At 39.3% G+C, this 13,741-nt stretch carries 11 protein-coding genes and 4 pseudogenes; 4 read left to right on the forward strand and 11 right to left on the reverse strand.

Annotated elements, in window-relative coordinates:
• Positions 1 to 138 precede the first annotated feature (138 nt).
• Positions 139 to 930: a BUD32 family EKC/KEOPS complex subunit gene (locus tag E0H77_RS04870; RefSeq protein ID WP_131375447.1), complete on the forward strand. Its 792-nt coding sequence runs from the start codon at positions 139 to 141 to the stop codon at positions 928 to 930.
• On the opposite strand, the gene E0H77_RS04875 is transcribed toward E0H77_RS04870, so the two are convergent.
• From E0H77_RS04875 to rlmE, 10 genes and pseudogenes are all read right to left on the reverse strand, one after another.
• Entirely contained in the window at positions 925 to 2,259 is a 1,335-nt protein-coding gene (locus E0H77_RS04875; protein ID WP_171478312.1) for an ATP-binding protein, read from the reverse strand. The genes E0H77_RS04870 and E0H77_RS04875 overlap by 6 nt on opposite strands.
• A 14-nt stretch (positions 2,260 to 2,273) precedes the next feature.
• Positions 2,274 to 2,948 carry a response regulator transcription factor gene (locus E0H77_RS04880; RefSeq protein WP_131375449.1) on the reverse strand — a complete coding sequence of 225 codons (675 nt, stop codon included), beginning with the start codon at positions 2,946 to 2,948 and terminating at the stop codon, positions 2,274 to 2,276.
• A gap of 1,325 nt (positions 2,949 to 4,273) precedes the next feature.
• A pseudogene (locus tag E0H77_RS14035) lies at positions 4,274 to 4,375 on the reverse strand (IS5/IS1182 family transposase); the annotation flags it as partial.
• A gap of 59 nt (positions 4,376 to 4,434) precedes the next feature.
• Positions 4,435 to 4,596, reverse strand: a pseudogene (locus E0H77_RS14040) (transposase); the annotation flags it as partial.
• A 480-nt stretch (positions 4,597 to 5,076) separates the two neighbouring features.
• Positions 5,077 to 5,603, reverse strand: a pseudogene (locus E0H77_RS04895) (dioxygenase family protein).
• Between the two features lie 44 nt (positions 5,604 to 5,647).
• The gene (locus tag E0H77_RS04900) at positions 5,648 to 5,851 is read right to left on the reverse strand and encodes a hypothetical protein (RefSeq protein ID WP_131375455.1); all 204 of its coding nucleotides are present in this window, start codon (positions 5,849 to 5,851) and stop codon (positions 5,648 to 5,650) included.
• A gap of 44 nt (positions 5,852 to 5,895) precedes the next feature.
• Positions 5,896 to 6,575: pseudogene (locus E0H77_RS04905) on the reverse strand (IS1595 family transposase).
• 222 nt (positions 6,576 to 6,797) lie between these two features.
• The gene (gene folP / locus E0H77_RS04910; protein WP_131375457.1) at positions 6,798 to 7,661 is read right to left on the reverse strand and encodes a dihydropteroate synthase; all 864 of its coding nucleotides are present in this window, start codon (positions 7,659 to 7,661) and stop codon (positions 6,798 to 6,800) included.
• A gap of 72 nt (positions 7,662 to 7,733) precedes the next feature.
• Positions 7,734 to 9,629, reverse strand: a complete 1,896-nt coding sequence (gene ftsH / locus E0H77_RS04915) for an ATP-dependent zinc metalloprotease FtsH (RefSeq protein ID WP_131375459.1) — start codon at positions 9,627 to 9,629, stop codon at positions 7,734 to 7,736.
• Positions 9,630 to 9,771: 142 nt separating this feature from the next.
• A complete protein-coding gene (gene rlmE / locus E0H77_RS04920) occupies positions 9,772 to 10,422 on the reverse strand; it encodes a 23S rRNA (uridine(2552)-2'-O)-methyltransferase RlmE (protein WP_131375513.1) in 651 nt (216 codons plus the stop codon).
• Positions 10,423 to 10,757: 335 nt separating this feature from the next.
• Here rlmE and yhbY point away from each other — a divergent pair, with 335 nt between their 5' ends.
• The gene (gene yhbY, locus E0H77_RS04925; protein WP_131314029.1) at positions 10,758 to 11,081 is read left to right on the forward strand and encodes a ribosome assembly RNA-binding protein YhbY; all 324 of its coding nucleotides are present in this window, start codon (positions 10,758 to 10,760) and stop codon (positions 11,079 to 11,081) included.
• A gap of 13 nt (positions 11,082 to 11,094) precedes the next feature.
• Entirely contained in the window at positions 11,095 to 11,631 is a 537-nt protein-coding gene (locus E0H77_RS04930; RefSeq protein ID WP_131375461.1) for a DOMON-like domain-containing protein, read from the forward strand.
• Positions 11,632 to 11,672: 41 nt separating this feature from the next.
• On the opposite strand, the gene E0H77_RS04935 is transcribed toward E0H77_RS04930, so the two are convergent.
• The gene (locus tag E0H77_RS04935; RefSeq protein WP_131375463.1) at positions 11,673 to 12,278 is read right to left on the reverse strand and encodes a hypothetical protein; all 606 of its coding nucleotides are present in this window, start codon (positions 12,276 to 12,278) and stop codon (positions 11,673 to 11,675) included.
• 321 nt (positions 12,279 to 12,599) lie between these two features.
• On the opposite strand from E0H77_RS04935, the gene carA reads away from it, so the two are divergent.
• Complete coding sequence (gene carA / locus E0H77_RS04940) at positions 12,600 to 13,739, forward strand: glutamine-hydrolyzing carbamoyl-phosphate synthase small subunit (RefSeq protein ID WP_131314035.1); 1,140 nt, start codon at positions 12,600 to 12,602, stop codon at positions 13,737 to 13,739.
• The last annotated feature ends 2 nt before the right edge of the window (positions 13,740 to 13,741 follow it).

Raw genomic sequence — 13,741 nt, forward strand, 5'->3', positions numbered from 1 at the left:
TTTAGGTTCACCCTGCATTTTATTCTCAATCTAAAAGAGAATATTTGAAAGATATTCCTATACTTATTTTGCAAACTGAGCTACATTTTCATTCCAATTTGTTTTCGTATATCACCTAAATCAGGTGTCGTTTTTTGCATGCACAAATATCAAGAGTTCTTAGAGCATACCGCACCCACGCAAACTGAATCAATTCAATCATATATGATTGATGACTTAAAGGTTTGGCTCAAGAAGGCATCGAAACGTCACCCTTGGTGGATTTACCTGCCTTTACAGTGGTTTTCCAAACTACTGAACATGCAAATTTTAGCTCCAGTGCCGAATTATGGTGGTGCTGATGCGATTCATTGTGAAGCCAAACGCATCCGTGAACTTGAAACAATTGGCGCTTCTGTTCCTAAAGTGCTTGCCGAATCAGATACAGGACTTCTGATTCAAGATATTTCCTATCATGACCAGCAACTGATGCAGCTTGATCATGCATTTGCACGCACATCAGATTTTCAGCAACGTCAGAATTTATTTGAAGCGACAATTCGTGCGTTGAAACAGATCCACGCCAAAAATAGTTATTTAAGTGAAGCCTTTGCTCGTAATATTTTGATTGATAGTCAGCAAAATATTTCTTTTATCGACTTTGAAACTGACCCACGCACGACACTTGATCTTGAAATTTGTCAGGCGCGCGACTGGCTCTGTCTGCTCTTTTCTACAGCATTTCGCTTTAATGAACAAGAACGACCTGTGATTGAACAGTTGGTTCGAGAGGCGCTCAAAGACCGTCAGGACATTTTACGACGACTCAATAAAGTTGGATGCCGTTTTGCATGGCTAAACAGCGTAGGCGTGGAAAAAACAGGAAATGATGGGAAACGCATGAAGATCTTCCTGATTTTCTTAAAAAACCTCAAGCCGACTTCATCATGAATTGAGTGTTTGCAAGCGAATAGGCAGCTTGACTAAAACTCTCAAGCCCCCCAATTCTAAACTTTTGTCAAAGCTCAGTGTTCCACCTACATGTTGAATCGCTTTTTGTACAATGGATAATCCTAGCCCACTCCCCACTTCTAGGTGGTGATGTACTCGATAAAATCGTTTGAGCACGTCTTCATACTGCTCTTGTGGAATTCCTGGGCCACTGTCTTCGATACAAATATACGCAACTTGCTGCTGCTGATCTGGATATACAGCAATATTAATCACACCTTGTGTTGGGGTGTACTTAATGGCGTTATCAATCAGATTATAAATAATGGAATGCACCGTCGGTTCATAACTTTGTAGAATAACTTCATCGTTGCGTTCAAAACCTAGGTCAATGTCTTTTTCCATCGCCAGATTCATCAGCTGTTCGACACAATTTAATGCCACATCGTTTAAACGAAATTTCTTCGACATTTCCAGAATATTCAGCGAAGCATCCTGTTTGGCAAGTGCCAGTAACTGACTCACCAAATGTTGAATTCGCGCCAAGCCCTTACTTAAATTAATCAATGCCGTATTTTCAGGGAAATCACGCAGTAAAATCTTGGTTTGCAAATTCAATGCTGTAATTGGAGTACGTAGTTCATGCGCTGCATCGGCAATAAACTGTTTCTGTTCCTGCTGAGTTTTAGAAATACGGTCAAATAAATAGTTAATTTCATGAATTGCAGGTAACAGCTCTATTGGATACTGTTCTTCCTGAATATGAGTAAGCTCATTGGAATCGCGCTGCGCCAGTTCACTTTTCAGATCATCCAGTGGTTTCAAACTCCCCCGAATAATCCAGAAAATAATAAACAGCACAAATGGCATGATCAGAATATAAGGCAACACCATACTGCCCGCCAGCTCTAAGGCCAAAACTTGTCGGGTACGCTCATGTTGACTGACTTGAATTTGGAATTTTGGCGTTGGCAACACATAGGTATACCATGTGCCATTATCAGTTTCATGCTGATAAAAACCTGCCTTGCTGACTCGAGGGACAAGTAGCTGATTTGTTTTAGGTTGATTCACATCATCATACGACCAAATATCCATAAACAGCTCTTGGCGCTCATATTCATGGTCAAGATTAAAGCTGCTATGGGTACTTTTTAAATTAAATGTGGTCGCACGCGTTGCCAAGAACTGCATTTGGGTATCGAGTATTCGAGTCAGCTCTTTAAGCGCAATATGATAAGTCGAAAACATCAAAATACATGCCATCACCACGCTCAGCAGCGATGTGAGAACAACCAGTTTTGATCCTAAAGACTTAGCTTTTTGCATTCTTATATTTGAACTCAGTTATGTCCTAGACGATAGCCCAAGCCACGTATGGTACGAATAAAATCTTTCCCGAGTTTGGCACGCAAATGGTGAATATAAACCTCAATGGTATTGCTAGACACTTCACTGTCAAAATCATACAGCTTATCTTCCAAATTAGACTTAGAAAAGATCTTATTTGGATGAGTCATGAGCGGCGTTAAAATTGCCCATTCGCGATTCGATAATTCAATGATTTGCCCTTTGAGCTTGGCAATGTGCTGTTCAATATCCAGTACCAAATCACCATTAATCAGTACTTTATCATTTGTAGTGGTTTTTACACCAACACCTGCGCGGCGCAACAAGGCCTGAATACGTGCAAATAACTCTTCAAATTCATAGGGCTTCACCAAATAATCGTCCGCACCTTGATTCAAACCATCCACACGATTTTCTAACTGATCCCGCGCCGAGATAATCAAAACAGGAATTTGTGTACGTTGGCGAATCTGCTTGAGAACCTGCATGCCATCCATCATCGGCAAACCAAGATCAAGCAACACGATATCAAACGCTTGCTTAGACAATTCTGTCAGACCATCAACACCATTATTGACCCATTCAACATCAAAACCATGATATTTCAACAGGGTAATGGTGGACTCTGCAATCATAAAATCATCTTCAATTATTAAGATCTTGAACATTCGATGCACTCTAATTACAATTTACAGGTTGGCACACTACACCAACATATTTAATTCGGGCTGAATGACATGACTGTCAATATCCAGCAAATTCAACAACCGTGGAAGCAAGTTATCATGCCCATGTTTTTGTTGCCGCTATTACAATAATCACACCACTGAATTATGGGGTGATTGCTGCGCCACTCTGGAAAAAAACTACATCATCCCTAGAATATAAATATGTAGGAATGACACTCAAGTATATAATGCATCATGCACATACAAACATTTTCAGCTGTGGCCCACCATGGTTCAATAACTACCAAAAACCAGTTTGATATTTATCACAATTGACTACAACATCAATCCCTTTAGATATGATGAGTATAAACAATACTATTATCATCTCTATTGATCAATTTTTCCCATTCGCACTTTCAAATCACAGGGGTATTGCCATTTGAACTTGTGCTGAATAGTCACCGCAATATTACACATTGAGTATTTATCTATATTGTTATAACAGGTTTGTCGTAACTTAATTCCGCGCTAAACCTGTTATTCGATAAGATCAAGTTCTTCTTCATGATGCCCACAAAACGATAAGTAAAGTGAATATCATTTAAATTAACCACACTACTTGCAATAATCAAGCCGATTACCATCCTTGTCACTTTTCTTTAAAGCAGACATTAAATGTTTTCTTGACAGGCCATCGAACAATTCTACTTATCGGTACAATCATCATAAAACCAGGCTACAACAAATATTGCCAAGAAAAACAAAGCCAATGTTCTATAAGCGACTTTCATAAACCCATTTTATTTCTCTGACACGTCCTTGAAATACATTTCAATTTTGCTCAGGGAAAAATTAAAGAGTGTAAACCATAATGAAAGAATGACTAATGAGACTTGTTTGCATCATATGCTGAATTCGTTCGGGGATTATTAGTCCCTATACGTCTAACAAAATACGTAGTACATCCGGCTATCACCAACAATAAGACAGTCGACCATTTTCTGTTCTACTGTCCTAAATTTTTTAGCCCTGCGGAATAATAAAGCCTTAAAATTCAAACCAGCACAACTTCAAACATTGCATTTCTACACTATCGAAATTGGCATGCAGCAATGCTTACCAACAAAATATGAAAAAATTTAGTGTTATTGCACGAGCCAAGCCATCAAATTCAAACAGCTCAAACTAAATTGACTAGAATTTGGCGTTTAACTGATCCCAAAATTCAGCTTAATTATTCTTCCGTATGGAAATTGCAATGTATAAGGACTAACTTAAAAAACACTTAAACAATAACTTTTGACATCTGCCTCGTAAAGCAAGAGGTGTATCTTTGTAGTAGTTCCGCCTCTTGATGTGCCAATTGCTCTAACTTCGCCATACTTAGCTCCGCTTGCATGTTGATGCACACGAAGAATGTAACTTCCGTCAATGAAGACCCATTCTTTATCCAATATGCCTCGCCGTTTAAAAAATTCTCCCATAATCCTCTGCTGGTCCAACAATTAAAGCAGTTGTATACTGTTTGCCATAGGCAAAAATCATCAGGAATATCACACCAAGGAGTACCTGTGCGAAATTTCCATAAAATGACTTCCATAATGTCTTTGCCATTGCGTGAGAGGTAGCAGCCATAAAATTGCATGGTTTGTTAGATTTTCACCCAAATTTCATCAGTTATGACTCTGCGTGACATGTTGGAAAACGTAATTTTAGAATGGAGATATAAGATATTTTAATTGAATAGATTATAAGAGTGAAATATGTACATCAAATGAGGACACCCCACTAGAAAGAAGTCTAAAATTTCAAGGAAATCCATAATTTGTCGCAAAATGAAATAAAGTTCGATATTCACGCCAATAGCTGAGACAAAGGAGAAGATCCTCCACACTTAACTTGCGTGATCTACCTGTGGCTGTAACATGCGTCTTCATCTGCTCAACCATTAAGAACTGAGTTTCAGAAAACTTTTTTGAACGATGTATTTCATTCGTAGATTATGCATGAATACTCAAAAAACTGAGGTACAAATATCCATCAAAAAGATGATCACTTTTTAAGCTAAAAGAGATCTTATGAAAGAAGTCTAATATAAAAACAGCCAATTATATGGCTATTTTTATCAGGATAAATGAATTACGCACTGGCTCGACGACGATCCACTTCTGTTACAAGGATATTCGCTTTTTTTATGCACCAGTTCAATATCAAACCAAATATACTTAAATGCCCGATCTAAACCATATTTGGATATCTCATGGGGATCTGTCACATCAATTGTGGTTGCCACCAATCCATCACGGGTAGTAAAGACAAAATCATCCCAGAGATATTGATCACCCTCAATATTGAACTGCATGGTCAGCTTGCAATAATGCTCAGCTGAAACAAAATAATATACATGTGAAGGACGATTACCATGTCGCCCCAGCTTGTTAAGCAAAGCTTGTGTGTTCCATCTGGTGGACAACCGTACCCTACAGGCATGGTGATACGTGCTAAGTATTTGCCATTGGCATCAGTAAAAATTGTCCGACATCCATTAAAATCAGATTGCGACTTATCGAAGAATGAATAGTGCCCTAAACTGTTTGCATACCACATTTCCACTTTTGCATTTGGAATAATATTGCCTTCCGTATCCGTCACCGTTCCTTCAATGATTAAGGTATATTGTAAAGTACAGAAGGGCTTTATGGATCTGTGACTAAAAATAAATTAGGAAATCCACTCACAGTATAACCTAGATAGATACGTGGACCATTTTGCCATTTTTCTGATAGTTTTTTGTTGATCTTCCATTGCAAACCAAGTGCAAATAATGGGCTTGTCATCGCATCAAAACCTGTGGTTAAAATCAGTACATCAACTTCATAGAGTTTGTTATCGACGGCCACTCCATTTTCTTCAATTCGAGTAATTGGTGTTAGGGCGTAGAAAGTTAAAGAGGGCTGTTACTGAGTAATTTAAGCAAATCAAGATATAAATCTGAATGTCGATGATTAAAGCGATACTCCGTTTCTTTAAGATGCAAATAAAACATCCTTTTGTCAATTCCATTGAACTTAATCAAACGTTTCTTTGCATAGCCCCCAGAATGACTCTATACCGTTACTATGGCGTTCTCTAAGGGCAAATTGATTGTCACCGTAATTCACTCGGAAGTACTTGTTAAAATCAATATCAACCAGTCCATCATAACCTCGCCAACTATCTGTATTAATCACTGAATTAAGATCAATGTGTCCACGGATAATGCCCTGTAGTGTGGCTTTGGTGCAATCAGGAACAATTTCTGTATAGACATTACCCTCTCGTTTAAGCAGTCCAAAAAGATGGTTTTACCTAATGCTCCGCATCCTCGTTTACCCCGTATACGACGGGCTCCGAAGTAAGATTCATCGAGTTCAATGATGCCACTGAATGGAGATATCTTTTCACATTTAGTGGCAATTTTTTGACGTAATTTAATGAAGATAGAATTGATTGAACGAGCTGAAATACTGGTGAGTTTTGCTGTGTCTGTTGTAGTAAAATCCATGGCAAAAAAGCGAATGAGATCTGCTTGAATTTTACTTCGCTGATTCTTGAATGAGAATAGTATCTGTTTTTTGCTTTCATATGAGTAAGTTACCATACTTTTAGTATGCTTAACTTCCTAAGACCCATTTTTAAATTGACTTCTAGAAAAACCAAAGCATTCAGAAATATATCAAGACATCCTACACACGTGTAATAGGATTACTTTAAAAATGTTTCGTAAATAAGGCTTGTTATCTATCTTTAAATGAAAGCTGAATATACATTCATCTACTCAGCTATTGATTTGTACCATCAATTCGCTCATACCCATTCCTGCCAGTTTTGCATCGCTTGCCAAACCTTAATCGCATCAACTGTTGCCTTGACATCATGTGCACGCACCATACAAGCACCTTGCTGAATCGAAAGCAGATGCCCCGCTACACTCCCGACAGCTCGAGCTTTTGCATCAGCTTCCTCAACCACAGCACCAATAAAACGTTTTCGGGATAATGCCGACAAAATTGGATAGCCCAGTTCATGCAATTGCCATAATTCATTCAATAATTGCAAATTATGTGCTGTATTTTTAGCAAAGCCAAAGCCAGGATCGATCATAATATTTTCAGGTGCAACGCCCACCTGAATTGCTAAATCAATCTTTTGTTTTAGTTCAGCAATCACTTCTGCTGTCACATCTTGATAATCTGCCAACTGATTCATTGTGGTTGGCTCACCGCGCATATGCATCAAAATCACGGGAATATTCAGCTCTGCTGCCGTTTCTAGCGCATTCGGACGAGTAAGTGCACGTACATCATTCCAAATATGTGCGCCCGCTTGCACAGCTTGACGCATCACCTCTGGTTGACTGGTATCAATCGATAAAATCACATCTTCTTTTGCCAAAACTTCAACAACAGGAATCACTCGCGTTAATTCTTCTTCTACAGTAACAACTGCTGCCCCTGGACGCGTAGACTCACCACCAATATCAATCACTGTTGCACCATCAGCGATCATTTGCAACGCATGTTCAATTGCCTGTTGCTTTGAATTATGTAACCCACCATCACTAAATGAATCAGGTGTAACATTTAAAATGCCCATAACATGTGGCTGAGATAAATCTAAAAGTTTTCTGCCACATCCCAACTGACGCTGAGACAAAGGTACATACTGCATAGTTCAAACTCAAAATTAATTCACGCCAAGTTTAAAATAAAAAAGAGCCACCGAAGTGACTCTTTTTAATCATTAACTCAACACAGGTAATGGTGGTGGAGTTGATGGACCATCTTTTGGTGGTTCAAGATCAGATACAGGATTCTCTGCAACATATACTTTTGGTGGTCGTGGTTCACGGCCTTCCATAATATCGAGCACTTGATCCCGATCAATCGTTTCCCATTCCATCAATGCTTTCACCATAGCATGAGCTTTCTCTTTATTATTTTCAAGAATATCCCAAGCTACTTTATACTGCTCATCAAGGATACGACGAACTTCTGTATCTACTTGCTGCTGCGTTGCTTCTGAAATTGTACGACTACCAATATTTCCCAAGAAAGATTGTTGACTATCATCTTCATAGACCATAACCCCCATCTTATCTGACATACCATATTTGGTTACCATTGCACGGGCAATTTTTGTTGCACGTTCAAAGTCATTCGATGCACCAGTAGACTGCTGATGAATAAAGATTTCCTCAGCAATACGACCACCAAACAAGATTGAAATCTCATTGAGCATTTTGTCTTTATAATTGCTAATTTGGTCTTGTTCGGGTAACTGCCAAGTGACACCTAATGCCCAACCACGCGGCATAATAGTCACCTTATGTACAGGGTCTGTGCCAGGTAGAACTTCCGCCACAATCGCATGTCCAGACTCATGGTAAGCAGTTGCACGACGTTCTTCATCACGAATAATCATCGATTTACGCTCAGGCCCCATGTAAATCTTGTCTTTAGCATCTTCAAAATCATGCATATCGACCGTGTTTTTATTACGGCGCGCAGCAAATAATGCAGCTTCATTCACAAGATTTGCCAATTGGGCACCCGAGAAGCCAGGAGTACCACGTGCCAAGACTTTTACATCCACACCTGTTACTGATGGTAACTTTCTTAAATGCACATGCAGAATCTGCTCACGACCTTTAATATCAGGTAGACCAACCATCACCTGACGGTCAAAACGTCCTGGACGAAGTAAAGCTTTATCAAGAACGTCTGCACGGTTAGTTGCAGCAATCACAATAATGCCTTCATTACCTTCAAAACCATCCATTTCAACCAACATCTGGTTCAAGGTTTGCTCACGTTCATCATGACCACCGCCTGTACCTGAACCACGATGGCGACCGACTGCATCAATTTCATCAATAAAAATAATACATGGTGCATGACGCTTTGCCTGTTCGAACATATCACGTACACGTGATGCACCGACACCGACAAACATTTCAACAAAATCTGAACCTGAGATGCTAAAGAACGGTACTTTTGCTTCACCAGCAATTGCCTTAGCAAGTAAAGTTTTACCTGTACCTGGTGGGCCTACCATCAAGACACCTTTTGGAATAGATGCACCCAAACGTTTGAATTTTGCAGGATCTTTAAGGAAATCAACAATCTCAATAACTTCTTGCTTCGCTTCATCACATCCAGCTACATCAGCAAAAGTCACTTTGATTTGATCTTCCGCAAGCATTTTTGCTTTTGATTTACCAAAGCTCATTGGCCCATTTTTGCCGCCTGCACCACCACCCATGTTACGCATAAAGAACATGAATAACAAAATAATCAAAAGCACAGGGAAACTTGCAATGAGTAGTTGCATCAAAACACCTTGACGCTGCGGTGCAGTACCTTCAACCACAACATTGTTTTTGATCAAACTTGGCATAAGTTCAGGGTCTTGAACCGCAGGGCGAATACTTTCAAAATCCGAACCATTCTTTTTTTCGCCAGTGATTTTTTCGCCATCTATAGTGACTTGTTTAATTTGGCCTGCGTTTACCGCAGAAACAAACTCAGAATAGTTCATTTCTGACGGTTTCTTGTGATCACTGATATTGCTGAAAATTAATATCAGTGCTCCAAGTATCACTAGCCACAACACGGCGTTTTTGAAGAGATCGCTCAAAGCTTTATTCCCATATCATCAATCTAATTTAATCATGCCCTATATAATTCAGGGTGATTTATTCTCAAATAAGCGAGTCACACACTCAAGCTACCTTGAATTGTACAACATGCACAATTTTTATCGACTTGGCAAGTCAACTTTATTGCGATGTTTTTTTGCGTCCCTGCCCAATCAAAAAAACTTCTTTTGAACGTGCGCGGGATGCTTCTGGCTTCGCTGTTTTCAATACATCAAAGCTATCGACTACTTGTTTACGAAACTCGTCAAATCCCGTACCTTGGAAAACTTTGACTACAAATTGCCCTTTCGGTCCTAAAACCTTTTGAGCAAAATCGAGTGCAAGCTCACACAAATAAATCTGACGGGGTTGATCAACAGCTCTATTACCTGATGTATTGGGGGCCATATCTGAAATTACAACGTCAACTTGACGTCCATTTAAAATATTTAACAATTTTTCGAAAATTTCATGCTCACGAAAGTCACCTTGCAAGAAGGTCACATCTGGAAGCGCATCCATTTCCAAAATATCAGAAGCGATCACCAAACCTTTATTACCGACTAGTTTGCCAGCAATTTGCGACCAACTGCCTGGGGCAGCCCCCAAATCAACGACGGTCATGCCTGGTTTGATGATTTTATATTTCTCTTGGATTTCAAGAAGCTTGTAGGCTGCGCGTGCACGATAACCCTCTTTTTGTGCTTTTTTCACAAAAGGATCATCTAGATGCTCTCTCATCCACGCACGACTACTTTTAGATAACTTTTGGTTGGTAATGCGTGTTGCCATAATCATCTATATTTAAAAACATTAAGTATGCATTGTACGAAAAAAATGTTCTACTTGCAGTATGCATCTGCATCGAAACACATGACTTTTTTTGATGCTGTTTATCGTTAATTTAAAAAATTTAAAACTTTTCTGCTTTTTTAAATTCGACCTTAATAAAAAACACTTGCACTCATCGGTTGATGATTAAGCGACTCAGCCCATTAATTTAACATACTTTTTCAAGAAATTAATCATCAAAAAATATGTATTTATGTGATTAGATCCAAGTTTTTTATACGGTTCGGATTACAATTTGCTATACTATTGCGCTTTTCAAAAACTAGGTTTATTTCATGGCAACACTATCCATTCAAGAACGAAAACGCTTACGTCAAATTGGTCACGCTTTAAATCCTGTGGTCATGATTGGTGGGCAAGGCTTAACCGACAGTGTCATTGAAGAAACTGTCCGTGCATTAACTGATCATGAATTAATTAAGGTAAAAATTGCTGGTGAAGACCGCGATGTACGCGCCGAAGTCACAGAAGCACTTGCTCAGGCAACACAAGCTGAAGTAATACAAAAAATTGGTAAAATTGTACTACTTTACAAAAAAGCTGCAAAACAAAATCCAAAGCTGTCGAATCTCGTTCGTCACGCACATTTAGCTAACTAAATCAGAGTTTGGTATGGCAAGTTACGAGCTACAAGCTTTTGAACGTTTTCATGAGATTTCTTTAGTCGGTGCACTTGAGTATCAAGCACCTTACACTTTAAATCTTGGCTTTTGGCTACGTGACCCCTTACAACTGATCAACTGGCCAAGCCTAGAAGCAGTACACCCTCGACAGGATTTTCTTTGGGAGAAGACTTGTTTTGAGCTGTTTATTGGGGTTCAAAATGAAGATTATTATCGTGAAATAAACCTATCTCCATCCCAAGCTTGGCAATGTTATCAATTTGAAGAATATCGCTATCCAGAAGATATGCCACCGCAGATGGCACACGATATTGAGCTGATTGCGTTACAGCGTACACATTATGGACTCAGTGCCACACTTGATTTAAGTCAGTTTATGCAAAAACACCAACTGAAATGGCATGACTTATTTATTGGTTTAACTGCAATACTCGATACAACAAAAGGCATGCATTTTTACGCTATGCAGCACAGTAGCCCGCAGGCTGACTTTCACAATAAACGTGACTGGATTCATAATTTTTAAATAGAACAACGGGCATTTTTACCCGTTGTTCTTTTCAGATTTTATTTCACTTCTTCTGTTTCTTTCTCTTTTTTTACTGGCTCGCCTTCAGTCGTTTTTTTCTCATCAACCTCTTTTACCTTGTGCCATGCTTCTACTGCATTGGTTTTGGTACGTTGTAAAGTTTCAGTAACATGCTCTTTATGTTTTGTAGAAAACTGAGAAACATCCTCTTTAACTTCTTTTGAGAGTTTAGAAAATTCTTCCGCAATAGATGCAAATTCAATTTTCACAAGTTCTTTCAACTCGATAAGATCATCTTGTGACAATGTAAATTTATCGCGAAAATCATTAAAACGAACAAGAAAGTCTTCTTTCAATTGTCTTACTTGCTCTTGAAATGATGCTCCAGCCTCTTTAGCTTCTGCTTCAAGTTGAGCAGCCTGCTCAGCAGCCTTTTCTTTCACTTCTTCAAGTTTCACTTCAACAGCCTCAACCTTGTCTTCGACCTTGGCTTTAACATCTTCAACCTTGTCTTCGACCTTGGCTTTAACATCTTCAACCTTGGCTTTAACATCTTGAACTTTACCCTCGACCTTGGTTTTAACATCAGTTACGGCTTGTTCCAGTTGTTCTGTTTTTTCTTGTAGCGGTGTTTTTGTCGCCATGAGTTAGCTCCTTTTCACAAAGACATTTATTTGTTGATATTTTTCAATCTAACAAACTGTCGCTTTTTTCACCACAAAATTGTCTAACAATTCACGAATTCTCACATAATGACATTGCTTTTTTTGCCATACAATGTGATTGTTTAACACAATGCTTGCGCCCGATTGATTATTTATAAATACGTGGACTTTATCCACTTAGATGCGTACAATATGTTTTTAAGTTACAAGCGAGCAGACCAAAGGAGGGCGTGTTTTTAGACAGCCATCTTTTTTTATGTCTACTCGCTTTTTTACAGCTTAAAATTCAGGAGCTTTGGTTTGAGCACCCCCGCCATTTTAGCCCTCGCAGATGGAACTATCTTTAAAGGTACCTCTATCGGCGCTACGGGATGTACGACTGGTGAAGTCGTTTTTAATACGGCCATGACTGGCTATCAAGAAATTCTTACTGACCCGAGTTATGCACAGCAACTTGTGACTTTAACTTATCCACATATCGGAAATACGGGTTGTAACGCAGAAGATTCTGAATCGGGTCGCATCCATAAGGTATGGGCGAACGGTTTGATTATTCGCGATCTCCCATTATTACATAGCAATTTCCGCGCTGAACAATCTTTGGCTGAGTACTTAAAACAGCACAATGTTGTTGCAATTGCAGATATTGATACACGTAAATTAACGCGTATTTTAAGGGACAAAGGTGCACAAAATGGCTGCATCCTTGCTGGTGAAAATATTACTGAAGAACAAGCTTTGGCAAAAGCACGTGAATTTGGAGGTTTAAACGGTTTAGACCTTGCCAAAGAATGTTGCGATTCTGAAGGCTTTGAATGGACTGAAGGTTCATGGGCTTTAGGTCAAGGCTTTGCACAACCTGAATTAAAATATCATGTCGTTGCATACGACTACGGTGTCAAAACCAACATCTTACGTATGCTTGCAGACCGCGGTTGTAAATTGACCGTTGTGCCTGCACAGACTCCTGCGGAAAAAGTTTTGGCATTAAATCCTGATGGCGTATTTTTGTCGAATGGTCCTGGTGACCCAGCGGCATGTGATTACGCAATTGAAGCTGTAAAAACTATTGTTGAAACGACAAATTTACCCGTCTTTGGTATTTGTTTAGGTCATCAAATTCTTGCTCTTGCTTCTGGTGCAAAAACCATCAAAATGGGTCATGGTCACCACGGTGCAAACCATCCTGTACAAAACCTTGAGAAAGGTACAGTGATGATTACTTCGCAAAACCACGGTTTCGCAGTCGATGCAGACACCTTACCAGCCAACTTGATAGCAACACACAAATCGTTGTTTGATGGTACGTTGCAAGGTATCCACCGTACAGACAAGCCAGCGTTCAGCTTCCAAGGTCACCCTGAAGCTAGCCCAGGTCCACATGACTGTGCGCCACTGTTCGATCATTTTATCGAACTTATCGAAGCCGCTAAGAAGTAATT

Source organism: Acinetobacter brisouioides (genome assembly GCF_004331075.1).
Taxonomy (GTDB): Bacteria; Pseudomonadota; Gammaproteobacteria; order Pseudomonadales; family Moraxellaceae; genus Acinetobacter.

Coding starts and splice junctions, on each gene's coding strand:
- E0H77_RS04870 (WP_131375447.1), top strand. CDS start 139: ATGCACAAATATCAAGAGTTCTTAGAGCATACCGCACCCACGCAAACT.
- E0H77_RS04875 (WP_171478312.1), bottom strand. CDS start 2,259: ATGCAAAAAGCTAAGTCTTTAGGATCAAAACTGGTTGTTCTCACATCG.
- E0H77_RS04880 (WP_131375449.1), bottom strand. CDS start 2,948: ATGTTCAAGATCTTAATAATTGAAGATGATTTTATGATTGCAGAGTCC.
- folP (WP_131375457.1), bottom strand. CDS start 7,661: ATGCAGTATGTACCTTTGTCTCAGCGTCAGTTGGGATGTGGCAGAAAA.
- rlmE (WP_131375513.1), bottom strand. CDS start 10,422: ATGGCAACACGCATTACCAACCAAAAGTTATCTAAAAGTAGTCGTGCG.
- yhbY (WP_131314029.1), top strand. CDS start 10,758: ATGGCAACACTATCCATTCAAGAACGAAAACGCTTACGTCAAATTGGT.
- E0H77_RS04930 (WP_131375461.1), top strand. CDS start 11,095: ATGGCAAGTTACGAGCTACAAGCTTTTGAACGTTTTCATGAGATTTCT.
- E0H77_RS04935 (WP_131375463.1), bottom strand. CDS start 12,278: ATGGCGACAAAAACACCGCTACAAGAAAAAACAGAACAACTGGAACAA.